Annotated in this window: 26 protein-coding genes; 8 read left to right on the plus strand and 18 right to left on the minus strand. The window is 62.8% G+C overall.

The features are described 5' to 3' along the window. Positions 1–120: 120 nt before the first annotated feature. Entirely contained in the window at positions 121–732 is a 612-nt protein-coding gene (locus GVL52_RS21005; RefSeq protein WP_160010734.1) for a hypothetical protein, read from the plus strand. Further along, the gene (locus GVL52_RS21010) at positions 711–1,469 is read left to right on the plus strand and encodes a hypothetical protein (protein WP_160010736.1); all 759 of its coding nucleotides are present in this window, start codon (positions 711–713) and stop codon (positions 1,467–1,469) included. Before GVL52_RS21005 ends, GVL52_RS21010 begins: the two co-directional genes overlap by 22 nt. 92 nt (positions 1,470–1,561) lie before the next feature. On the opposite strand, the gene rsgA is transcribed toward GVL52_RS21010, so the two are convergent. After that, positions 1,562–2,650, minus strand: a complete 1,089-nt coding sequence (gene rsgA, locus GVL52_RS21015; RefSeq protein WP_160010738.1) for a ribosome small subunit-dependent GTPase A — start codon at positions 2,648–2,650, stop codon at positions 1,562–1,564. 102 nt (positions 2,651–2,752) lie between these two features. Between rsgA and GVL52_RS21020 the strand changes: the two genes are divergently transcribed. Continuing rightward, positions 2,753–3,025 carry a hypothetical protein gene (locus GVL52_RS21020; protein WP_160010740.1) on the plus strand — a complete coding sequence of 91 codons (273 nt, stop codon included), beginning with the start codon at positions 2,753–2,755 and terminating at the stop codon, positions 3,023–3,025. A gap of 82 nt (positions 3,026–3,107) precedes the next feature. On the opposite strand, the gene GVL52_RS21025 is transcribed toward GVL52_RS21020, so the two are convergent. The 8 genes from GVL52_RS21025 to phnG form a co-directional block, all read right to left on the minus strand. Continuing rightward, positions 3,108–3,521: a hypothetical protein gene (locus GVL52_RS21025; protein ID WP_160010742.1), complete on the minus strand. Its 414-nt coding sequence runs from the start codon at positions 3,519–3,521 to the stop codon at positions 3,108–3,110. A 149-nt stretch (positions 3,522–3,670) separates the two neighbouring features. Continuing rightward, positions 3,671–4,288: a DapH/DapD/GlmU-related protein gene (locus tag GVL52_RS21030; RefSeq protein WP_160010744.1), complete on the minus strand. Its 618-nt coding sequence runs from the start codon at positions 4,286–4,288 to the stop codon at positions 3,671–3,673. Continuing rightward, positions 4,285–4,995 (minus strand): phosphonate C-P lyase system protein PhnL, encoded by a 711-nt coding sequence (phnL, locus tag GVL52_RS21035; protein ID WP_160010746.1) that lies wholly within the window; start codon positions 4,993–4,995, stop codon positions 4,285–4,287. The genes GVL52_RS21030 and phnL overlap by 4 nt, the downstream gene beginning before the upstream one ends. A gap of 83 nt (positions 4,996–5,078) precedes the next feature. Further along, a complete protein-coding gene (gene phnK, locus GVL52_RS21040; protein ID WP_160010748.1) occupies positions 5,079–5,855 on the minus strand; it encodes a phosphonate C-P lyase system protein PhnK in 777 nt (258 codons plus the stop codon). 346 nt (positions 5,856–6,201) lie between these two features. Further along, positions 6,202–7,083 carry an alpha-D-ribose 1-methylphosphonate 5-phosphate C-P-lyase PhnJ gene (locus tag GVL52_RS21045; RefSeq protein WP_160010750.1) on the minus strand — a complete coding sequence of 294 codons (882 nt, stop codon included), beginning with the start codon at positions 7,081–7,083 and terminating at the stop codon, positions 6,202–6,204. A gap of 85 nt (positions 7,084–7,168) precedes the next feature. Then, positions 7,169–8,284, minus strand: a complete 1,116-nt coding sequence (locus GVL52_RS21050) for a carbon-phosphorus lyase complex subunit PhnI (protein WP_160010752.1) — start codon at positions 8,282–8,284, stop codon at positions 7,169–7,171. 3 nt (positions 8,285–8,287) lie between these two features. Next, positions 8,288–8,935: a phosphonate C-P lyase system protein PhnH gene (phnH, locus tag GVL52_RS21055; protein ID WP_160010754.1), complete on the minus strand. Its 648-nt coding sequence runs from the start codon at positions 8,933–8,935 to the stop codon at positions 8,288–8,290. Continuing rightward, the gene (gene phnG, locus GVL52_RS21060; RefSeq protein ID WP_160010756.1) at positions 8,935–9,411 is read right to left on the minus strand and encodes a phosphonate C-P lyase system protein PhnG; all 477 of its coding nucleotides are present in this window, start codon (positions 9,409–9,411) and stop codon (positions 8,935–8,937) included. The genes phnH and phnG overlap by 1 nt, the downstream gene beginning before the upstream one ends. A 98-nt stretch (positions 9,412–9,509) precedes the next feature. Between phnG and phnF the strand changes: the two genes are divergently transcribed. Then, positions 9,510–10,241, plus strand: coding sequence for a phosphonate metabolism transcriptional regulator PhnF (gene phnF, locus GVL52_RS21065; RefSeq protein WP_160010758.1), 732 nt, complete (start codon positions 9,510–9,512; stop codon positions 10,239–10,241). Positions 10,242–10,250: 9 nt separating this feature from the next. Here phnF and GVL52_RS21070 read toward each other — a convergent pair whose 3' ends face one another. From GVL52_RS21070 to GVL52_RS21110, 9 genes are all read right to left on the minus strand, one after another. After that, positions 10,251–10,538, minus strand: a complete 288-nt coding sequence (locus GVL52_RS21070; protein ID WP_160010760.1) for a type II toxin-antitoxin system RelE/ParE family toxin — start codon at positions 10,536–10,538, stop codon at positions 10,251–10,253. A gap of 5 nt (positions 10,539–10,543) precedes the next feature. Further along, on the minus strand, positions 10,544–10,825 hold the full coding sequence (locus tag GVL52_RS21075; protein ID WP_160010762.1) for a CopG family ribbon-helix-helix protein: 282 nt from the start codon (positions 10,823–10,825) through the stop codon (positions 10,544–10,546). 74 nt (positions 10,826–10,899) lie between these two features. Continuing rightward, positions 10,900–11,535: a 2,3-bisphosphoglycerate-dependent phosphoglycerate mutase gene (locus GVL52_RS21080; protein WP_160010764.1), complete on the minus strand. Its 636-nt coding sequence runs from the start codon at positions 11,533–11,535 to the stop codon at positions 10,900–10,902. 20 nt (positions 11,536–11,555) lie between these two features. Beyond that, on the minus strand, positions 11,556–12,380 hold the full coding sequence (gene dapB, locus GVL52_RS21085) for a 4-hydroxy-tetrahydrodipicolinate reductase (RefSeq protein WP_160010766.1): 825 nt from the start codon (positions 12,378–12,380) through the stop codon (positions 11,556–11,558). A gap of 23 nt (positions 12,381–12,403) precedes the next feature. Further along, positions 12,404–14,191, minus strand: a complete 1,788-nt coding sequence (locus tag GVL52_RS21090; RefSeq protein WP_160010768.1) for an ABC transporter ATP-binding protein — start codon at positions 14,189–14,191, stop codon at positions 12,404–12,406. A 93-nt stretch (positions 14,192–14,284) separates the two neighbouring features. Then, entirely contained in the window at positions 14,285–15,313 is a 1,029-nt protein-coding gene (locus GVL52_RS21095; protein ID WP_160010770.1) for a glucokinase, read from the minus strand. Positions 15,314–15,346: 33 nt separating this feature from the next. Then, on the minus strand, positions 15,347–15,730 hold the full coding sequence (locus GVL52_RS21100) for a methylglyoxal synthase (protein WP_160010772.1): 384 nt from the start codon (positions 15,728–15,730) through the stop codon (positions 15,347–15,349). Between the two features lie 86 nt (positions 15,731–15,816). Beyond that, positions 15,817–16,890: a penicillin-insensitive murein endopeptidase gene (gene mepA / locus GVL52_RS21105; protein WP_160010774.1), complete on the minus strand. Its 1,074-nt coding sequence runs from the start codon at positions 16,888–16,890 to the stop codon at positions 15,817–15,819. A gap of 156 nt (positions 16,891–17,046) precedes the next feature. After that, a complete protein-coding gene (locus GVL52_RS21110; protein ID WP_160010776.1) occupies positions 17,047–17,640 on the minus strand; it encodes a hydrolase in 594 nt (197 codons plus the stop codon). Between the two features lie 51 nt (positions 17,641–17,691). On the opposite strand from GVL52_RS21110, the gene GVL52_RS21115 reads away from it, so the two are divergent. The 4 genes from GVL52_RS21115 (at position 17,692) to GVL52_RS21130 (ending at position 22,698) form a co-directional block, all read left to right on the plus strand. Further along, positions 17,692–18,306 carry a TetR/AcrR family transcriptional regulator gene (locus tag GVL52_RS21115; RefSeq protein WP_160010778.1) on the plus strand — a complete coding sequence of 205 codons (615 nt, stop codon included), beginning with the start codon at positions 17,692–17,694 and terminating at the stop codon, positions 18,304–18,306. 135 nt (positions 18,307–18,441) lie between these two features. After that, positions 18,442–20,277: an extracellular solute-binding protein gene (locus GVL52_RS21120; protein WP_160010780.1), complete on the plus strand. Its 1,836-nt coding sequence runs from the start codon at positions 18,442–18,444 to the stop codon at positions 20,275–20,277. A gap of 178 nt (positions 20,278–20,455) precedes the next feature. Beyond that, complete coding sequence (locus tag GVL52_RS21125; protein WP_160010782.1) at positions 20,456–21,550, plus strand: microcin C ABC transporter permease YejB; 1,095 nt, start codon at positions 20,456–20,458, stop codon at positions 21,548–21,550. Next, on the plus strand, positions 21,550–22,698 hold the full coding sequence (locus GVL52_RS21130; protein ID WP_160010784.1) for an ABC transporter permease: 1,149 nt from the start codon (positions 21,550–21,552) through the stop codon (positions 22,696–22,698). The genes GVL52_RS21125 and GVL52_RS21130 overlap by 1 nt, the downstream gene beginning before the upstream one ends. Positions 22,699–22,731: the final 33 nt, after the last annotated feature.

A 22,731-nucleotide genomic window follows, 5' to 3' on the forward strand; every position in this document is an offset into this window, starting at 1 on the left:
AAGAGACAGGTCTGGTGACGACGGGGCGGAGGAGCCGCTGGGCACGGCGACGGCGAAACAGCCATTGCCAGTCTGGCATTGACTATTTCGCCACGACTGTCAGCTTCGGATTTGATGCACATGCATCAGTTTCCAGACTTCACTTTGGCAACCCCAAATGGATACTTTAAATTCGTTTCGACGGAGGAAAATTTGTCACCGGAGCAGCAACGGCAGCTCTTAGATCATCTCGATCATGTCAACTCAGCCTCGAAATCGATTGATGCGATGTCCAATTGGTACACGGTTTTCAATCGACCGGCGGGCCGGTTCGAATGGCAGGCAGCCCTAAAACTGGGTGGCACCCTTGGCGGGGGCGTGTCGGCGCGACTAGCCACGCCTGTCGATGCTTGGGAAGCGGACGTTTACGGGCAATTGGAAGTGAGAGTGGCTTTCCTGCCTCGCGCCGTCCGCCTTATTCCCGTCGAGTGGAGGCCTAAGAGGCCACACACAAATCCGCCAGGTGCCCCCGAAGGACTGGCACTCGAAACTTTTTTTGATCGCTGGCATCCGTATGATCTTAATAGAGATCAAGATGTTAGCGTCTTCCTGCAAGGCGCTGTAGGGTTCGCCGATGCGTTGCCGGATTGGATCATCAGTTTTTCAGATTATCTTAAGTTCTGTGCTATCGTATGGAAGTGCCCAGATATTGAAAGGGTGCCGACACCGCCATGGTCTCGCAGCTTGCTGTAACGAACGAGTCACTTCAGAAGATCGCCGACGACGTCGCGCGATCCCTTTCGCATGCGACGGTAGAAGGCCGATCCGCGTTCGTGTCGACGACGGTGACCTATGCCAACGGAACTCATGTAGTCATCCGGCTAGACCAAGACGGTGACAACTTCTTCGTGTCAGATGACGGCTACGCGAGCCTCAACGCAGACATGTTTGGCGGCGCTTTCCAGTTTCAACGCATTGCGGCGGATGTGGCAAAGAGATTTGGCGTCAGCTACGATCAAAGATCATTTTTCATTCTGAAGGCGACGAAGAACCAGCTTCCGGCCGCAGTCACATTGATCGCCAACGCATCGGCGGCTTCCATAGAGCGAGCCCTTTATGCTCTCGATCGAATCAAGATCAAAAAGACGAAGGGTCTGTTTGTCGAAAGGATATCGAAAGCTTTCGGAGACAAGGCGTCTTTCAATGTTGATTTCCGAGGCTCAACAAAGGCTTGGGAGGTTGACGCCGCAATTATCGATCAATCGAATGTTGTGGCAATCTTTGAATTTGTCTCTCCGGCAGCAACGTCCGTGGCTGTTGCCTACATGAAGGTGGGAGATATTTCGGCAATGATTGAGAGACCGCGAACGGCGATTGTTCTGTCTGATTATGATAAGACGGATCCGCCGTTGCGGCAGATACTTTCGTCATCTGCGGATGTTGTGATCGCAGCCGATAGCGACTTGGAAGCTTATCGCAGGGTTGCATAGCCGAAACCGACCGGCTCCCAACCACCGTTCGGACGTATTGAATTGGTATTGCGGCGATCAGCAAGCGCCGGCAGCCGAAAGCTCGCGCCCCCTCACCGCTTCTTCTGAAACACCTTGTTGCCGCGCGGGCCGGTGAGCTTCGGCGTGTTCTTGTCGTTCTCATCGAGCAGCACCCGCCAGCGGGCCAGGCGCTCCGCCGGCAACGTGCCGGCCTTGACCGCGGCCTGGACGGCGCAGCCGGGTTCGTGGGCGTGGGTGCAATCGCGAAAGCGGCAGTGCTCGGCAAGTTCGGTGATTTCCGAGAACACCTGGTCGATGCCTTCGGCGACGTCGCTGACATGGAGCGTGCGCATGCCGGGTGTGTCGATGACCCAGCCGCCGCCTTCCATGGCGTGCAGCGAGCGGGCCGTCGTGGTATGGCGGCCCTTGGCGTCGCGCTCGCGGATGTCGCCGGTTTCCTGCGAGCTTTCGCCCGAGAGCCCGGCCAGCGTGTTGACCAGCGTCGACTTGCCGACGCCGGACGAGCCGATCAGCGCCAGGGTCTGGCCGAAGCCGCACCAGGGGGCGAGTGCTTGCGCCGCATCATGGGTCTTGGCGTTGAGGACGATGACCGGCAGGTCGCGCTGAAGGGCTTTTGCCTGCGCTTCGTAGTCTGCGGCGTCGGGCGCCATGTCGGCCTTGGTGAGCACGATGACGGGGGTGGTGTCGGCCTGATTGGCGAGCGCCATGTAGCGCTCCAGCCTGGCGACATTGAAATCGGCGTTGCAGGAGGTGACGATCAGCAGCGTGTCGACATTGGCAGCACCCAGCTGATGGGTCTGGCGACCTTCGGTGCGGCGCTGCAAGAGGGTGCGGCGCTCGAGCCGGCGCATCAGCCTGTCGCCATCGGGATCGACCATCACCCAGTCGCCGACGGCATATTCGGAGGTGTTGACCTGATGCGAGATGCCGAGCCGGACGATGCCCTCCAGCGAGGTGACGCTGAGCCGGCTACGATGGACCTCGGCGATGCGCCGCGGCACCAGATCGCCATCGGCCTCGTCCAGCTGGTCGGCGAAAAACGCGGACCAGCCGAGCGATGCCTGGAAGTTCGCTTCGCGATCGGTCGTCAAAGGCTCACCAAGGGGTGCGGCGCGTGGTTCACTGTGTTTCTCCGTCGTCCAGATGGCAGGATATCGCATCCGCCTGTTTGCGGCGGACAATGACATTATCTCAGCGTTAGCGGAACCTCGGATTTTAAGCTATTGGGTTCGCGACAGATCAACACCCGACGGAACGATACGATGCAAATCCTCAACAGACCCCGCAGCAACGACCAGTACAAGGACCGCGACATCGGTTGCCAGGAGGCGCTGGAAGGCGCGCTGTCGGAAATCGCCCGCAGCGTGCCGGCCAGCCAGATCGTCGATGCCGCCGGCGGCAAGCTTTCGCCTGTTATGGTGGCGCTGGCCAAGCGCGCCGAAGCGGTCGGCTGGTCGTTCGAGGAGGCGGAGGTCGCCATCAGCGAGCTGGCGCAGAACATTCTGGATGAGGCGGGCGAGGAAGATCAGGGCTGACACGCCGGCGAAAGACGGACGCCGCCGGCCGGGACAATCGTGCCGGGTGGCGGCCGCAAGTCATCGCCTTCACGCACCAGACTTACTTGACCTTGAAATCGACGGTTTCCATCGGCTTGCCATCGACCGAGAAGACGACATTGTAATCGCCGACGGGCCAGCCGCTGTTCGGCCGGCTGAGCGCCGAATTGACGTGGTTTTCGATCATGTTGATATCGAGATCGACCTCGTCGATCTTGTAGTTGGCGGGGGCCACGCCGCCGGTATCGACGGCGATCCACGACACCGTGACTTTTGAGCCTGATTTGACCTCGTCGGTCAGATCCGCCGAGACGTAGATCTTGGCAACCTCGGTCGAAAAGCTGGTCTCGGATGCATCGGCATCCTCGGTGGCCGAGAGGATGATGTTTTCGAAGCCGGCCGCCCATCCGGCCGAGGCAATCGCCATTGCCGCGCCGAAACTGATTGCCCGAAGTGCATGGTGAACGCGACGCATGGCCGAGGCCTTTCTTGTGAGGGACTGCTGAGAACGTATCAGCGCGCGTCTAAGGAAGGCTTAAACCTCGGATGCGCTCGTGGCGAGCCGAGGGCGACCATGGGCGCGGCGGCGGCAAAGGGATTGTTGCCGCCGATCGATCCATCCGATCACCCCTCGTACCGTTCCAGAAAACCTTCGGCGCTGAGATCGCGGAAATCCTGCAGGGCGACGCGCAGGCGGTCGTGGCCCCAGTCCCACCAGGCGAGATTGTCCATGCGCTCGCCGATTTCCTTCGGGAAGCGCTCGCGGATCAGCTTGGCGGGGACGCCGCCGACGATGGTGTAGGGGGCAACATCCCTGGAGACGACGGCGCCGGCGCCGATCACCGCACCATTGCCGATCTTGACGCCGGGCAGGATGGTGACGCCATGGCCGATCCAGACGTCATGGCCGATAACAACGCGATTGGCGCGGCGCCAGGCGAAGAAATCTGTCTCCATGTCGGCATCCGGCCAGTAATCGGTGGCGCGGTAGGTGAAGTGGTGCAGCGTGGCGCGCCAGGTCGGGTGGTTGGTGGCGTTGATGCGCACCGAGGCGGCGATATTGACGAACTTGCCGATCGTCGCGCACCAGATGGCGCCATCCTGCATGACGTAGGAATAGTCGCCGAACTCGACCTCGTCGATGCGGCAGCGCTCGGAGACCTCAGTATAACGGCCGAAGCTGGCGTTGCTGACCGCGGCGGTCTCGTGGACATAGGGCTCCAGGCCAATCTTGCGGCTCATGCTGCGAGCGCCTTTCGCGGCGAGAATGCCTGGACGTCGAGAATGCGGTCGGCGACCGCCTCGCGCACCTCCTCATCGTGGAAGATGCCGAGCAGGCCGACGCCGGCCTTCTTCTTCTCGGCGATCATTTCGACGACGACGGCGCGGTTCTTGGCGTCGAGCGATGCGGTCGGCTCGTCGAGAAGCAGGATCGTATGCTCGGTGATGAAGCCGCGGGCGATGTTGACGCGCTGCTGTTCGCCGCCGGAGAAGGTGGCGGGCGGCAGCTGCCAGAGCGCTTGCGGCAGGTTGAGCTTGGCGAGCAGCTCGGCGGCCTTTTCACGCGCCGCTTCCGATCTGGTGCCACGGGCGACCAGCGGTTCGGCGACGACATCGATTGCCGCCACGCGCGGCACGGTGCGCAGGAACTGGCTGACATAGCCGAGCGTGTGGCGCCGGACCTCGATCACCGTACGCGGATCGGTGGTGGCGAGATCGACGAGGCGATCCAGGTGCTGGACGAGGATCTGGCCGGTATCGACGGCGTAGTTGCCATAGATCATCTTCAGGAGCGAGCTCTTGCCGATGCCGGACGGACCACCTAGCACGACGCATTCGCCCGATGCGACCGAGAAGGAGACATTGGCGACGACAGGCAGCTTTATGCCGTCGCGCAGGTGCATGGTGAAGCTCTTGGAGACTTCCGAAACAACGAGAGGCGTTGCCATGATTGCTTTTCCTTGGTTTTGCAATTTGGGTTTCGCGGCTTGCTATCCGTATCCGTTAGCCGGCTTCGGATGGCGCTGTGCGGTCAAACCTGCAGGATCGAGGAGACGAGGAGCTGGGTGTAGGGCTCGCGCGGATCATCCAGCACGCGGTCGGTCAGGCCGTGCTCGATGACATGGCCATCCTTCATCACCATCATCCGATGCGACAACAGGCGGGCGACGGCCAGATCGTGGGTGACGATGATGGCGGCGAGGCCGAGATCGTTGACGAGGCCGCGGACGAGATCGAGCAGGCGAGCCTGGACGGAGACGTCGAGGCCACCGGTCGGCTCGTCCATGAACACCAGGCGCGGGCCGGTGACCAGATTGCGGGCGATCTGCAGGCGCTGGCGCATGCCGCCGGAAAACGCGCGCGGCTGGTCGTCGATGCGGCTTTCGTCGATCTCGACGCGGCTCAGCCAGTCGATGGCGGTCGAGCGGATGTTGCCGTAATGGCGGTCACCGATCGCCATCAGCCGCTCGCCGACATTGGCGCCGGCCGACACCGTCATGCGCAGGCCATCGGCCGGGTTCTGGTGGACGAAGCCCCAATCGGTGCGCATCAGGAAACGGCGCTCGGCCTCGCTCATATGGTAGAGATCGCGGTAGGCGCCGTCGCGCATGTGGTATTCGACGCTACCTGTGGTCGGCATCAGGCGGGTGGAGATGCAGTTCAGCAGCGTCGTCTTGCCGGAGCCGGATTCGCCGACGATCGCCAGCACTTCGCCGGGCCAGAGCTCGAAGGAGACGTTCTTGCAGCCGATGCGGTTGCCGTAGAATTTCGAGACGTCGCTGACTTTGAGAAGCGGGATGTCGGTCATTGCTGTGCCTCCGGGGCGTTTGCTCTTCTCGCCAACGGGGAGAAGACGTCCGACAGGACAGATGAGGGGGTGAGCGACTGAAAGTGCGAACGGCCGGAGCGATCAGCGACGGACGCGTGTGTGGCGAAGGCCCCCTCATCCGACCCTGTGGGCCACCTTCTCCCCGCGGGGGAGAAAGGGAGGTCGGCGCGTGTGGCGCCGCCCACAAGGGGGGAGATCGGCAGGTGTCGGGCGGGAGCGCCCAGCCGATCTCCCCACCCGTGGGGGAGATGCCCGGCAGGGCAGAGGGGGGCTGGGCTGGCAGGACGCATGACTGCAAGTCCCCCGAACTGTGTTGCCTCTCCGCTCATTCCGCCGCCTCCCGGCCCGGTGCCAGCATCTCGCCGGCGTGGCCGTGGTTGCGGCGATCTTCGCAGTGGTCGGTGTCGGAGCAGACGAACATGCGGCCGCCCTTGTCGTCTAGGATGACCTCGTCGAGATAGACCTCTTCCGCGCCGCAGAGTGCGCAGGGCTTGCCGAAGCGCTGGATCTCGAAGGGATAGTCCTCGAAATCGAGGCTGACGACCTCGGTATAGGGCGGCACGGCGTAGATGCGCTTTTCGCGGCCGGCGCCGAACAGCTGCAGGGCGTCCGACATGTGCATTTTCGGATTGTCGAATTTGGGCGTCGGCGACGGGTCCATGACGTAGCGGCCGGCGACCTTGACCGGATAGGCATAGGTCTTGGAGATGCGGCCGTTATGGGCGATGTCCTCGTAGAGTTTTACATGCATGAGGCCGTATTCCTCCAGCGCATGCATCTTGCGGGTCTCGGTCTCGCGCGGCTCCAGAAAACGCAGCGGCTCGGGGATCGGCACCTGGTAGACCAGCACCTGGTTCTCGCCGAGCTTTTCCTCGGGGATGCGGTGGCGGGTCTGGATGATCGTCGCATCCCGGGTGTGGGTGGTGACCGCGACATTGGCGACCTTCTGGAAGAAGGCGCGGATCGAGACCGCATTCGTTGTGTCGTCGGCGCCCTGGTCGATGACCTTCAGCACATCGTCGGGACCGATGATCGAGGCCGTGACCTGCACGCCGCCGGTGCCCCAGCCATAGGGCATCGGCATTTCGCGCGAGGCAAACGGCACCTGGTAGCCGGGGATGGCGATGGCTTTCAGGATGGCGCGGCGGATCATCCGCTTGGTCTGCTCGTCGAGATAGGCGAAGTTGTACGTGGCGAGATCGGTCATCTTGACATGCCCTGTGCTTGCAGGTTCCAGACAGAAGAAAGGGTGCCGACAGAGCGGGCGGCGACTACGGCTGTGCCTGAGATCATCATTCGGCGGCCTCCCTGAGGCTGCTATCGCTGCCGGGGCCGTTGCGGCTGGCTTCAAACTCGCTGCGCATGCGGCGGACGAGTTCCAGTTCGGCCTGGAAGTCGACGTAATGCGGCAGCTTCAGGTGCTCGACGAAGCCTGTCGACTGGACGTTATCGGCATGCGAGATGACGAATTCCTCGTCCTGCGCCGGGGCGGTGATGTCCTCGCCAAGCTCTTCGGCACGCAGGGCGCGATCCACCAGCGACATCGACATCGCCTTGCGCTCGCTCTGGCCGAAGACCAGACCGTAGCCACGGGTGAACTGCGGCGGCGCCTTGGAGGAGCCCTTGAACTGGTTGACCATCTGGCATTCGGTGACCTGGATGGTGCCGAGCGAGACGGCAAAGCCGAGTTCGGGAACATCGAACTCCACCTCGACCTCGCCGATGCGGATTTCGCCGGTGAAGGGGTGGTTGCGGCCATAGCCGCGCTGGGTGGAATAGCCGAGCGCCAAGAGGAAGCCTTCGTCGCCGCGGGCAAGCGCCTGCAGGCGCAGATCGCGGCTCATCGGGAATTCCATCGGCTCGCGGGTGAGATCGCCGACCTCATGATCCTCGGGCATTTCGCCATCGCCCTCGATCAGGCCTTCCTCTGCGAGGATTTCCGAGACGCGGATGACGCGGCCGGTCTCGGCGTCGCGCAGGCTTGGCTCCTCGACGGGCGCGTCTGTGAGGAGCGACGGGTCGAGCAGGCGGTGGGTGTAGTCGAAGGTCGGGCCGAGCAGCTGGCCGCCGGGCAGGTCCTTGTAGGTGGCGGAGACGCGGCGCTCGATCTTCATTTTCGCGGTGTCGAGCGGGGTGCTATAGCCGAAGCGCGGCAGCGTGGTGCGGTAGGCGCGCAGCAGGAAGATCGCTTCGATCATGTCGCCACGCGACTGGCGTACGGCAAGCGCTGCCAGCGTGCGGTCGTAGAGCGAGGCTTCGGCCATGACGCGATCGACTGCGAGTGCCAGCTGGGCGACGATCTGCTCGATGCCGATGGCCGGAAGAGAGCGATCGCCGCGGCGACGGTCGGCCAGCAGGCGGTGGGCATTTGAAATGGCGGCTTCGCCACCTTTAACGGCAACATACATGGGTCACATCTCCGTTGCGGTGATCTTGGTGGTGCGCGGCAGGCAGACGAAACGGCTGCCTGAGGTCAGCACGATGTCGATGCCGCGCGGGAAAAGAGCGCGGTTTTCGGTCCACAGATGCAGAAACGCGTCCGGCAGGCCGAGCGGGGCGATGTCGTTGACGGTCTTGATGCCCGGGCCCATCAGCGCCAGGCGGCGACCGCCTTCGAGATCGGGAAGCTCGATGACCAGCGTCGTCGAGCGATCGGGATATTCCTGGGTGCCGGAGGCGAAGAGGCCGAAGGAGCAGAGCGGGGCGCCGGCTTCGACGAAAGCAAAGCGGGCCTCGGCCTTTTCAGCGGTGACGGAAGCGCCGGTGTGGAAGCCCAGCCACTGCGGCACGGCGGATTTCGCCAGACCCGAGGACAGCCAGACGGGGGTGTCGTGATCGCAAAGCGTCAGCGCGATGGCGCCGGCGGCGATGCCGAGCGGGGCCGGCGGTTCGGCATCGGGGGCGACAGTCTGGATGGTGCCGGGGCGGGCCATGGCGTCCATCATCAGCTTGAAGACGCTCTGGGCGTGGAACACCGGCTCGGCGAAGCCGCCGGACAGCGCATCGGTCTTGAGAGCCTGATTGGGGGCCTGGTTGGGGAGTTGGGGCTTGAGGCTCATCAGTCGTCTCCGCGAACCATGGTGAAGAAATCGACCCGCGTTGCCGCGGTCTCGTCGGCCTTGCGGCGATCTGCATCGGCGATGCGAGCGGCGATCGGGGTGAGCAATGCCTGCTCGACGAAGGGGCGCGATGTAGGCTCCTGCCAGAGCGCATCGAAGATCGCCGAGAGGCGCGCCTTTTCGCGATCGGTGCCGAGCGCCTGGGCGTGGCCGACCGTGCCGGAGGCAAGACGGATGGTCGCGCGGGTGACGGTGACTTCGCCGAGATTGAACGGCGCGCCGCCGCCACCCATGCGGCCGCGGACCATGACGAGGCCGGTTTCCGGGCCGCGCATCGGTTGGGCGACCGGCTTGTCGGCCAGCGCCTGCCAAGCGGCGTCCAGTTCGGCCGGTTCGGCCCGGGCAAGCAGATCGACGGTGCGCTTGCGGGCGCTTTCGATCTCTGCCTTCGCCTCGTTCATTTCCGCTAAGGTCATCGCCACATCCTTTAAATGTCTATTGATATAGACAACCATACAAGCTATATCTAGGCTTAAATCGGCGACGTGACAAGCGTGTGACATCAAGGGGCAAAATGGCTGGGCAGGTACAGAGACAGACGGGCGTGGCGCTGTGGCGACAGATCGCCGAACGGATCCGCCAGGCGATCAGCGCCGGCACCTACGATGAAACCGGCATGGTGCCGCCGGAGACGGTTCTGGCCGCGCAGTTCGGCGTCAACCGGCATACGGTGCGCAGTGCGCTGGCTGCACTGGCCCAAGAGGGCATCGTGCGCGCCGTGCAGGGACGCGGCACGCTGATCGAGCGCAAGGAGCGGCTGAACTTTCCGATCAGCAAGCGGACACGCTTCAACAGCGGCATCGGCGACCAGGCGCGCGAAACGCGCGGGCTGCTGCTCGGTCATGACGAGGAGAGTGCCGACGACGAGGTGGCACGCTGGCTGAAGCTGAAGCCGGGTGAGATCGTGATCCGGCTGGAGACGGTGCGCAAGGCCGATGGTCGGCCGGTGTCGTCGGCAACCTCATGGTTCCCGGCTGAGCGCTTTGCGGGCATGCCCGAGGCCTACCAGAAGACGGAATCGATCACGCGGGCCTTTGCCGAGCTTGGGCTTTCCGACTATGTGCGCGCGACCACCGAGATCACCGCCGCCCATGCCGAGGCTGCCGACCTGATGGCGCTGGAACTGACGCCGGGGGCGATCGTGTTGATCACCAAAGCGATGAACACCGATCTCGACGGTGTGCCGGTGCAGTATTCGGTGACGCGGTTTGCGGCCGATCGGGTGCAGTTCACGATCGAGAATTGAGGGTGGAGTTCAGTGTTCGGGGGCTGATGGCCATTGCTGCGCGGCATGCAGAATACGAAGGATGCGGATGGTTTCGCCGTTGACGTCGTAGGCGATGAGGTAGTGTCGATGCACGACAAACTCCCGCATACCTTTTACGCGTCCGGGCCGCCCCATCCAAGGAAAGAGATCAAGCCGCAGTGCCGCGCGGGAGAACACATGATCCAACGCGATTGCCGCCCGGCGATCGGCTGTCTCGATAAACTCAAAGATGGATTGGCGATCGACGGCGGCTTGGTGCGTCCAACGAACGACCATGGTGTCTAGCGCATAAGCTTTTGACGCGCTGCTTCACGGCGCTGGGCAAATTCCGCTTCAACGTCGTCGTTGGATATCAGATTGCCCGCATTGGCGGAGTCCAACCCGATTTGAACCTGCCGCCGAAACCATGTGTCATATTCGGCATCGTTCTGCTGGCTCTCCACGTACTCACGCATCAAGCCCAGAAGCAGTTGCTCTGCACTCTGATCCTGCGCCTTGGCGGCCTCGCCAAAAGCGGCTTTCAGATCTTCATCGACACGAAAGGTGAATACGGCATCCGGCACGGTTTGCTCCATGTGCTACAGAGACGATGCACCGTAGCACATGGGCATTTCGAACGCCAAATGCCGCCTTCGGTTTAGTGCGCGCCGGACATGTCGCCCAGCACTTCCTTGGACGCCACCGTCGAGTCGGCGTTGAGCTTGTAGACCATGGGGACGCCGGTTGCGAGGTTGACGCCGAGGATCTGTTCCTTGGTCAGGCCATCCAGCACCATCACCAGCGAGCGCAGCGAATTGCCGTGGGCTGCGACGAGCACCTTTTCGCCGCGCAGCACGCGGGGCAGGATTTCGGTCAGGTAATACGGCCAGACGCGGGCGCCGGTGTCGCGCAGGCTTTCGCCGCCGGGAGGCGGAACGTCGTAGGAGCGGCGCCAGATGTGGACCTGCTCTTCGCCCCACTTGGCGCGGGCGTCATCCTTGTTGAGGCCGGAGAGATCGCCGTAATCGCGCTCGTTCAGCGCCTGGTCCTTGATGGTCTCGAGGCCCTGCTGGCCGAGATTTTCGAGGATGATCGTCAACGTGTCCTGGGCGCGCTTCAGGTCTGAAGTGAAAGCGATGTCGAACTTGACGCCATAGTCGGCGAGCGCCTTGCCGCCGGTGTTGGCTTCCTGAACGCCGAGTTCGGTCAGCTCAGGATTTTTCCAACCGGTGAAAAGGTTCTTCAGATTCCAGTCGCTCTGGCCGTGGCGAACGAGGACGAGGGTACCGCTCATGAAATTGCCTCCTGATAAGATCAGTGTTGGGAAAGCCCGAGAACGTCGAGCATGGAATAAAGACCGGGTTTCTTGTCGCGTGCCCAAAGGGCTGCCTTGATGGCGCCGCGGGCAAAGATCGAGCGATCGCCGGCGCTGTGCGACATGGTGACCAGTTCGCCTTCGCCGGCAAAGACCACCGAATGTTCGCCGATGACCGAGCCGCCACGCAGCGTGGCAAAGCCGATGGTGCCTGCTTCGCGCGGACCAGTGTGGCCGTCGCGGACGCGCACCGAATGGGTGGCGAGATCGATGCCGCGCCCCTTGGCGGCAGCGTCACCCAGCAGCAACGCGGTGCCCGAGGGCGCGTCGACCTTGCGCTTGTGGTGCATTTCGAGGACTTCGATATCCCAGTCAGCGGGATCGAGGGCGCGGGCGGCCTGTTCGACCAGCACGCTCAAGAGATTAACGCCGAGGCCCATGTTTCCCGACTTGACGATGCGGGCGTGGCGGGCGGCAGCGGCGATCCTGGCTCCATCCTCGACGGAGCAACCCGTGGTGCCGATGACGTGGACGATGCGGGCCTGCGCCGCGAGCGCTGCGAATTCGTTGGTGATGGCGGGTGTGGTGAAATCGAGCACGCCGTCGGCATGCAGGAAGGCTGCCAGCGGATCTTCGCCGATGACGATGCCGTTCGGGCCAAGGCCCGCGATCTCGCCAGCATCCTTGCCGACGAATGCCGAGCCCGGGCGGGCGACGGCTGCGTGCAGGGTGACACCCGGCATCTCTTGGACCAGCCGGATCAGCGCCTGCCCCATGCGGCCCGCTGCACCCACCACCACCAGCTTCATCGCAGCATCGCTCATCTCAGGCGTCCATCATTTCGGTATCAGTAGCTATCGGAGGCTGCCGGCCTCTGGAGATTGTTGAGGCGAGCGTAAAGACCGTCGATGCGCTTCGCAAGCGTATCGTGATTGCCTTCCTCAACCACCCTGCCCTGCTGCATGACGACGATCTTGTCGGCACGCACCACGGTGGAGAGGCGGTGGGCGATGACGACGACGGTGCGGCCGGTCATGGCCTCGTCGAGCGCCTTCTGGACGGCGGCTTCCGATTCGGTATCGAGCGCCGAGGTGGCTTCGTCGAGCAGCAGGATCGGCGCATTGCGGACCAGCGCGCGGGCGATCGACAGCCGCTGGCGCTGGCCGCCGGAGAGCGTCACGCCGTTTTCGCCGACGGCAGTGTCATAGCCTTCGGGCTGGGCAAGGATGAAATCATGGGCGTAGGCGAGGCGCGCGGCTTCCTCGACTTCGGCATCGGTGGCTTCCGGCCGGCCGTAGCGGATGTTGTCGCGGATCGAGCCTTCGAACAGGTAGGGCTGCTGCGAGACATAGGCCAGCTGCTCGCGCAGCGACTGCTTGGTCACATGGGCGATGTCCTGGCCATCGATCAGGATCTCGCCGGACTTCGGATCGTAGAAGCGCGGGATGAGATTGATGATGGTGGACTTACCGGCACCGGACGGACCGACCAGCGCCGTGGTCTTGCCGCCCTCGGCTGCGAAGGTGACGCCGTTCAGCACGTTGTCGTTGCCGTATGCGAAGGCGACGTCGTTGAACTCGATGCGGGCTTCGGTGACCACCAGCGCCTTGGCATCCGGCAGGTCGCGCTGGCGCGTTTCCATGTCGAGCAGTTCGTAGATCATCCGCGCATTGACGGCGGCGCGCTCCATCTGCACCTGCAGCTTGGCAAGGCGACGGGCCGGATCATAGGCGAGAAGAAGTGCCGTGACGAAGGAGAAGAAGGCGCCGGGGGGCACGTTCTGATAGATCGAGCGGTAAGCGGCATAGGCCAGGACGCTGGCGACGGCGAAGCCCGCGAAGCTTTCGGTCATCGGCGCGTTGCGCTCCGACAGCTTGGCGATCTTGTTGCCGCGCTCTTCGGCGGCGACGATGATCTTGTTGATCTTCAGCTCGAGCTGCCGCTCCATCGTGAAGGCCTTGACGATGGAAATGCCCTGAATGGTTTCCTGCATCGCGCCGAGCACGTGGCTGTTGAGATCGATCGCTTCCTTGGTGGCCTGGCGCAGGCGCTTGGAGAGGTAGCGCAGTGCCAGGAGCAGCGGCGGCGCGAGGATCAACACGGCGAGGCTCAGTAGTGGGTCCTGATAGACCATGACGCCGAGCAGGGCGACGAAAGTCAGCAGATCGCGCGCGGTCGAGGTGATCGTCAGGTTGAGCACATCCCTGATGCCGCCGACATTCTGGCTGACCTGGGCGGCGATGCGGGCGGAGCGGGCCTCGTTGAAATAGCCGACCGACAGCGACATCAGATGCACGTAGAGACGGCTCTGGTAGCGGGCGACGATATTGTTGCCGATCTTCGACAGGGCGACCGCCTGGCCATAGCTGGCAAAGCCGCGGATGACGAAGGCGATGAAGATCGACAGACAGATGATCCAGACGACATCGGCGCGGCGATTGGCGAAGGCCTCGTCGATGATGGTGCGCATGATCCAGGCGGTAAAGGCGGTGGACAGCGCCACGAGCACGAGGCAGCTGATGGCGGCGACGTAGCCCCAAATGTGCTCGCGGCCGTTCTCGGCGATGATGCGCTTCAGAACGGCGGTGACCGTACCACTGTCAACGGGGCGCTGCTGGGGGTCGGGTGAACGCAAAAAAGCTTCCTGTCTCGGGTCCATGCGAGCCGCAATCATGGCTCGCGCTCGGGCGGCTCTATAAAGACTTGACGCAGCTTTGGCTAGGGTCGCCTAGCGACCCCAGCGGCGGCCATCGGTCGACACGCCGAAACTGTCGGGTCGTCGGGCATAGGAAGACAGGCCGGCGAGTGCCGCCAGCGGGTGGGTGACGACATAGGTCGGGATCGTCGACAGCAGTGCCGAATGTGGCGCCTTATCCTCGAAACCGGCGCGAAACTCCGGCTTGCGCAGCGCCGGCAGAATTTTCTGGCTGACGCCGCCGGAGAGAAACACGCCGCCGCGGGCCATGAAGATCATCGCCATATCGCCGGCCACGCGGCCGAGATAGGTGGCAAACAGCGAGATGGTTTCGACCGCCGTCCGGTCACTTTCACCAAGCGCATGCGACGTAATGTCCGCCGGATCGCTGTACTTCGGATCAATGCCGTCGGCCGTGCAGATGGCGCGGTAGAGATTGACGATGCCGCGGCCAGACAGGATCTGTTCGGCCGAAACGCGTCCTTCGATGGTCTCGACATGCGGGAAGATTTCGAGGTCGCGCCTGGTGCGCGGCCCGAGATCGACGTGGCCGCCTTCGCCGGGAACCGGGATCCAGACGTTGCGCGCATGCAGGAGACCGCCGACGCCAAGGCCGGTGCCCGGTCCGAGCACCACGCGGGAGGCGACCATCTCTTCGTGCGCGGCATTGCCGAGGCGCTCGCGGTTTTCCGCCGAAAGGTCGGAAATGGCCAGCGCCTGCGCTTCGAAATCGTTGACGACGAGGACGTCTTCGAAACCGAGGTCTCCGATCATCGTTTTCGGACGGACGATCCAATCGCAATTGGTCAGCGGGATCTCGTCGTCGCTGATCGGGCCGGCAACGGCGAGGATCGCCGAGCGCGGCCTGATCGCGCTCTTTTCGAGAATGGTGAAACGGATGGCGTCATCGATGGTCTCGAAATCGGCGGTGCGCACGTTCGGGAAATTGATCTGTTCGGCCGTTGCGGTCTCGATGATCGCGAAACGGGCATTGGTGCCGCCGATATCGCCGATCAGGATCGGGAAGGGCATGGAGGCTTCGCTGATGTCGAGCTGGTGCATGGCAGGTTCCGTTGTTGTGCGTCCGCGCGCCGCTTATGCGTGAAGATTGGCGATCAGCCTGTCGGCCGTCGCTTCGTTGAGTGCCATCGGGATATCATAGACGATCGCCAGGCGCATCAGCGCTTTGACATCGACATCATGGGGCATCGGCGTCAGTGGGTCGACGAAGAAAATCAGGGCATCGGCTTCGCCGGTGGCAATCAGCGCGCCGATCTGCTGGTCGCCGCCGAGCGGGCCGCTTTTCAGCCTGGTGACATCGAGAGACGGGGCCGCTTCGAGAACGCGGCCGCCGGTGGTTCCGGTGGCAACGATCCGCCAGTTGGCGGCCAACGTCTCTTCGTTGCGGCGGGCAAACTCCGCCATGTCGTCCTTCTTCTGGTCATGCGCAATCAATGCGAGGCATTTGCGGCCAGCCATAAAAGAAGCTCCCCCCTGGAAAATTCAATCGATTTGATCGCTTCTATACGAAGCGATCCGTGTTTGCAAAGAGCGCTTTGGCAAGCTTACTGGGCCGCGGGCTTGTCATCCGGGATCGGGCCGACATCGGGCAGTTCATCGTCATTGGCGGCTGCGGGTTCTGCGGCAGGCGCGACGCTCAGGGCCTCGGCAGCCGAGACGCCGCCAAAGGTTGCGGCGCGCACGGAGGCTACCGAAGGTGCCGCAACGACGGCGGCGCAGGCATTCGGCAGATCCGACACCATGACTTCGCGCGGCTTCACCGGCTTGGCATCGGGCTTCGGCGGCTTGGGTGCGGCCCAGGGCGCCTTGGTGAACCACCAGGCGAGCGACTGGTCACATCCGTCGCCTGCGGCAACAGGGGCCTGCGGCTTGCAGGAGGTTGCGCCGGGCGGGCACTTGATGCGGATGTGGAAGTGCGAATCATGGCCGTATTCGGGGCGCAGCTTGCCGAGATTGGTGCGGTCGCCGGTCCAGGTGTCGCACATCTTCTTCTTGATCGCCGGATTGACGAAGATGCGCTCAACCTGGGGATAGCTGGCGGCGCGCATCAACAAGCGGGCATGCGCTGGCGTCCAGACATTCGGATTGATGGTCAGGAAGGCATTTTTCTGCAGCATCGTGGTGAACGGCAAGGCCTCGCGTTGCTCGGCGGTCATCCGCTGCGATGGCATCGGGGTCAGCCAGACGTCGGCATCGAGGCCGATCTGGTGCGAGGCATGGCCATTGAACATCGGGCCGCCACGCGGCTGGGCGATATCGCCGACCAGCAGGCCCGGCCAACCATCATATTTGGCTGCATCGCGCGACAGCTGCTCGAGAACCGAGAGCATGGCCGGATTGCCCCAGCGACGATTGCGCGACAGGCGCATCGCCTGCCAGTTCGGGCCGTCGGTCGGCAGCGCTTCCGCGCCTGCCATGCAGCCCTTGGCGTAAAAGCCGAAGGGCTGAGGGCCGCCCTGGGTCGGCAAGGTGGCGGCGCCGAAGATCGCCTTGGCGCTGCCGGGGCTCGGCTGCTTCTGCTGGGCGGCGAGATCGCCAGCCATGATGCTTGCGCCGATCGCGCCGGCCAAAGCCAATTTACCGATGGTGGAAAGCGCCTGCGCGATGCGGAAAGCCATGCCGTGTCCTGAACTGCTGCCGACCGAGGTCGAATGATCTGCACCAACTGATTTGCATCAGGTGATTTGATTGGAACCTACCGTGAAAAGCAATTTTGGTGAATCGATGTTTTCAGCGGTTGCGATGCCAGGCCTTGGTCGGACAGCAGAGTGGGCTCAGGCGTTGGCGAGAATGTCGGCGGTTTTACGGATGCGGGCGAGACGCGGGAAGATGCGCTCGCAGGCAAAGGCCTGCATCTCGGCTGAAAATGTCGTCATCGCATCCTCGACGGCGATGACCGCGTAATTATGGGCGTAGGCGTCGCGGATGGTGGCTTCGACGCCGAGATTGGTGGCGATGCCGGCGAGGATGACCGTCCTGATGCCGCGGCGGCGCAATTGCAGATCCATCTCGGTGCCGTAAAAGGCGCTCCATTGATGCTTGGTGATGCGGACATCAGGGGTGAGAGCGGCGATCTCGGGCGGTTCGCGCAGGGCTTCTGCCGGCAGTCCGCCCTGTGGGAAGGCGGTCGGCTGATCGGTCGGCTGGTTGACAGCATCGGCATAGTCATCTGAAAATCCGACCGTGACGAAGATGGTGGTGCCACCCGCGGCCTTTAGCGACCTGGCGATAGCGGCGGTATTTTCGACCACCTGCTGCGCGGGATGAGGCGCAACGGGCATGGAGATGATAAAGCCCTGCAGATCGATGGAGATCAGGGCAGTGGTCTTCGGATCGAAGAGTGACGTCTGGGGATGGTTGAGGGACATGGGAAGCTCCGAAACAAACATGAGGATATCCTCGCAATTGGAATTATGAGGATGTCCTCACAAAAATCAAGTGCCGATCCGACCAATCGCTCGCCGAAGCAGAAGCGTGGCCACGAGCGCGTTGCCATTCTGACGGAGGCTGCGGCAAAGGTGTTCCTTGAAAAGGGCTATGAGGCCGCGACGATGACGGAGATCGCCGCGGAGGCGACGTCCTCGATCGGCTCGCTATATCAGTTCTTTCCGACCAAGGTGCTTCTGGCCGAGGCGCTGCATGTCGAGCGGCTGCGGCAGCTGAACGCAGCGCTTGTCGAGCTGCAGTCCAGCGTGGGCGGCATGCGCGCGTCCGAGATCGGCGATGCGATCTTCACGCGGCTCGGTGATTTTCTCGAAGAGCACCGCGAATTTCCGGTGCTGGCGGCTCGGCGCGACATTCCCAAGGAGCGCAAGGCCACATCGCGGGCGGAATTGCGGGGCAATATCGCAGCACTCTTGCAAAAGGCCGTGCCGTCGATCGACAACGACATCGACCTTCTGGCAGCGCTGGTGCTCGAATTGCTGCGGATCATCGTGACGGCGGCCTATGATCCCGATATCGGCGGCGACCCGCGCATGGTGACGGAACTGCGCGGCATGCTGCGAAAGAGGTTGGAGGAAGCGGCGCCCTGAGTGGCGGCGTCGGGGACGACCGGGCATCCGCGCTGAGGACACGATTGCGCGCGCCGGATAAAAACCTTGGCGTCACCTGTTTTTCGCCCGCTTTTGGCTTATCCTCGGCGCAAGTGAAACAATTGGGGCTGGCGAATGGCGCGTGCGTGGTCGAAACTCGGTATGGTGTTTTCTCTTTTCGGTGCGGTCGCCCTGCCCTTGCAGGCCGCAGCCCAGGAGCAGAATTTCCGCATCGGCACCTCCGTCATCGGCGAGCTGAAATACAAGCCGGGTTTCAAGCATTTCGACTATGTCAATCCGGATGCGCCGAAGGGCGGCGGCCTCAGGCTTTCGGCGAGCGGCACCTATGACACGTTCAACCCGGTTCTTGCCAAGGGCGAGACGGCGATCGGGCTGACGCTGCCTTTCGAAACGCTGATGAAATCGGCCGACGACGAGCTGCTCGCCTCCTACGGCCTGCTTGCCGAAGGCATTTCCTATCCCGACGACGTGTCGAGCGCGACCTTCCGGCTGCGCGCCGAGGCGAAATGGCAGGATGGAAAGCCGGTAACGCCCGAAGACGTGATCTTCAGCTTCGACAAGACCAAGGAGCTCAATCCGCTCACCTTCAACTACTACAAGCATGTGGTGAAAGCCGAAAAGACCGGCGAGCGCGACGTGACCTTCACCTTCGACGAGAAGAACAACAAGGAGCTGCCGAACATCCTCGGGCAGCTGACCGTGGTGCCGAAGCACTGGTGGGAGGGCACCGGGCCCGACGGCAAGCCGCGTGACATCACCAAGACGACGCTGGAGCCGGTGATGGGATCCGGCCCCTACAAGATCGCCGCCTTTTCGCCCGGCGCCACGATCCGCTACGAGTTGCGCGACGACTACTGGGGCAAGGATCTCAACGTCAATGTCGGCCAGAACAATTTCGGTTCGATCACCTATACGTATTACGGCGATCGCGACGTCGAGTTCGAGGCTTTCCGGGCCGGCAACAGCGACTACTGGCAGGAGACGCTGGCGGCCCGCTGGGCGACCGGATATGATTTTCCCGCCGTCAAGGACGGGCGCGTCAAGAAGGAAGACGTGGCCAACGCGCTGCGCGCCACCGGCATCATGCAGGCGCTGGTGCCGAACACGCGCCGCGACATCTTCAAGGACGAGAAGGTGCGCGAGGCGCTGAACTACGGCTTCGACTTCGAGGAACTGAACCGCACCGTCGCCTTCAACACCTACAAGCGGATCGACAGCTTCTTCTGGAACACTGAGCTTGCCTCCTCCGGCCTGCCGCAGGGTCGCGAACTGGAGATCCTCAACGGCCTGAAGGACAAGCTTTCGCCCGATGTCTTCACCACCGCCTATAGCAATCCCGTCGGCGGCGATCCGCAGAAGAGCCGCGACAACCTGCGCAAGGCGGTCGGGCTTTTGAAGGAAGCCGGCTATGCGATCAAGGGCAACCGCATGGTCAATACCAAGACCGGGCAGCCGCTGAGCTTCGAGATCCTGTTGTCGAGCCCGACACTGGAACGCTGGGCCGTTCCCTACACCAACAATCTGAGGAAGATCGGCATCGATGCGCGGGTGCGGACGGTGGATGCCTCGCAATATACCAACCGGGTGCGCAGCTTCGACTACGACATGATCTGGAACGTCTGGGCGCAGACCATGAACCCCGGCAACGAACAGGCCGACTACTGGGGTTCTGCGTCCGTCGACCAGCAGGGCTCGCACAATTATGCCGGCGTGCACGATCCTGCCGTCGATGCCCTGGTCCGGATGGTGATCTTCGCGCCCAATCGCGACGAACAGGTGGCGGCAATCAAGGCGCTCGACCGGGTGCTGATGGCCGGGCATTATGTCGTGCCGCTGTTTTATCGCGGCACCCAATCGATCGCCCACTGGGACAGCATCACGGGGCCGGCCGAATACCCGACCTATTCAACCGGTTTCCCGGATGTCTGGTGGTCGGCGAACGCGAAATGAGCGGGCTTGCATTGGCCTGACGGCTGGGCTCCAAATGGCTCGACCGAATCACTTCGGAACGACATCTCAGAGCCGGGAGGGACCGGCAAAGGAAGGCTTTACGATTTGAAAGGCTTGGCGGATTGAGCGGCGATAGACTGGACGGTCACTTTATCAACTCCCCGGAGGCCGCTCGCTGATGGGAGCCTATATTCTTCGCCGCCTGCTTTTGATGATCCCGACGATTGTCGGGATCATGGCGATCTCGTTTACCGTCATCCAGTTTGCCCCAGGCGGCCCTGTCGAGCAGGTGATCGCCCAGCTGACCGGCGATGCGCAAGGGGCAGACGCCCGGCTTTCCGGTGGCGGCGGCGATCTGATGGGTGGCGGCGGGCTCGATGAGGGCGGCTCGAAATATCGTGGCGCCCAGGGGCTCGATCCGGAGCTGATCAAGAAGCTGGAAAAGCAGTTCGGCTTCGACAAGCCGCCGCTGACGCGCTTCGGCGAGATGATGTGGAACTATATCCGCTTCGATTTCGGCGAGAGCTTCTTCCGCAATACCTCGGTGCTCGACCTGATCAAGGACAAGCTGCCGGTGTCGGCCTCGCTCGGCATCTGGATCATGATCTTTTCCTACGGCATCTCGATCCCGCTCGGCATCCGCAAGGCGGTCAAGGACGGCTCGACCTTCGACGTCTGGACGTCCGGCGTGATCATCATCGGCTATGCCGTGCCAAGCTTCCTGTTCGGCATCCTGCTGATCGTGCTGTTTGCCGGCGGATCGTTCTATGACTGGTTTCCGCTGCGCGGGCTGGTGTCCGACAATTTCGACCAGCTGGCCTGGTGGCAGAAGCCGCTCGACTATTTCTGGCATCTGGCTCTGCCGCTGATCTCGCTGTCTCTCGCGGCCTTCGCGACGACGACGCTTCTGACCAAGAACTCGTTCATCGAGGAGATCAAGAAGCAGTATGTGGTGACGGCGCGGGCGAAGGGGCTGAACGAGCGGCAGGTGCTTTACGGGCATGTGTTCCGCAACGCCATGCTGATCATCATCGCCGGCTTTCCCGGCGCCTTCATCTCGGCCTTCTTCACCGGCTCGCTGTTGATCGAGAACATCTTCTCGCTCGATGGGCTGGGGCGGCTCGGCTATCTCTCGGTGGTCAACCGCGATTATCCGATCGTGTTCGCGACGCTCTACATCTTCTCGCTGCTCGGCCTGTTCGTCAGCCTGATCTCCGACCTGATCTACACATGGATCGATCCGCGCATCGACTTCGAGCGGAGGGACGTGTGATGGACACTGCCGCAAATCCCGTGACCGCAACGCCGGTGAAGCCGCCGCGCAAGGGCCTGCTGTCGCCGACCAACGTCCGCCGCTGGAAGAATTTCAAGGCGAACCGGCGCGGCTACTGGTCGCTCTGGCTATTTACCGTGCTGTTCGTGCTCTGCCTCGGCGCCGAGTTCCTCGCCAACGACCGGCCGATCATCGCATCGTACAAGGGCGAGATCCTGTTTCCTGTTCTGGTCAACTATCCCGAGGAGAAGTTCGGCGGGTTCCTGGCAGAGACCGATTACCGCTCCGACGTGATATCCGACGAGATCAACGCCAATGGCTGGATGATCTGGCCGCCGATCCGCTATTCCTACCGTTCGGTGAACTCCAACATCCCGCATTCGGCGCCTACGGCCCCGTTCTGGATGATGAGCAAGGAGGAGCGCTGCTCAGGCTATCCTGAAGGGGTGAACGATCCCGGCTGCACGCTGAGCAACCTCAACTGGCTCGGCACCGACGATCAGGCGCGCGACGTGCTCGCCCGGGTAATCTACGGATTCCGGATCTCTGTGCTGTTCGGGCTGGTGTTGACGATCTGCTCGGCCGTCGTCGGCGTCACGACCGGCGCGATACAGGGTTATTTCGGCGGCTGGACGGATCTGTTGTTGCAGCGCTTCATCGAGATCTGGTCGTCGATGCCGGTTCTTTACATCCTGCTGATCATCGCCGCGATCCTGCCGCCCGGTTTCTTCGTGCTGCTCGGGATCATGCTGCTGTTCTCCTGGGTCGGCTTCGTCGGCATCGTGCGGGCCGAGTTTCTGCGAGCGCGCAATTTCGAATATGTGAGAGCGGCCCGCGCGCTGGGCGTCGGCAACCGGACGATCATGTGGCGGCACCTGTTGCCGAACGCCATGGTCGCGACGCTGACCTTCCTGCCGTTCATCCTGTCGGGCTCGATCACCACGCTCACCTCGCTCGACTTCCTCGGCTTCGGCATGCCGCCCGGCTCGCCGTCGCTCGGCGAGATGATCGCCCAGGGCAAGGCCAATTTGCAGGCACCGTGGCTGGGGCTGACGGCGTTCTTCACCATGTCGATCATGCTGTCGCTGCTGATCTTCATCGGCGAAGCGGTGCGCGATGCCTTCGATCCCCGGAAGACCTTCGGATGAGGCGCGCGGTCTCGTCATATCCGGGGTTTGCGG

It is taken from the genome of Rhizobium sp. 18055, assembly GCF_902706285.1.
Lineage (GTDB): Bacteria > Pseudomonadota > Alphaproteobacteria > Rhizobiales > Rhizobiaceae > Rhizobium.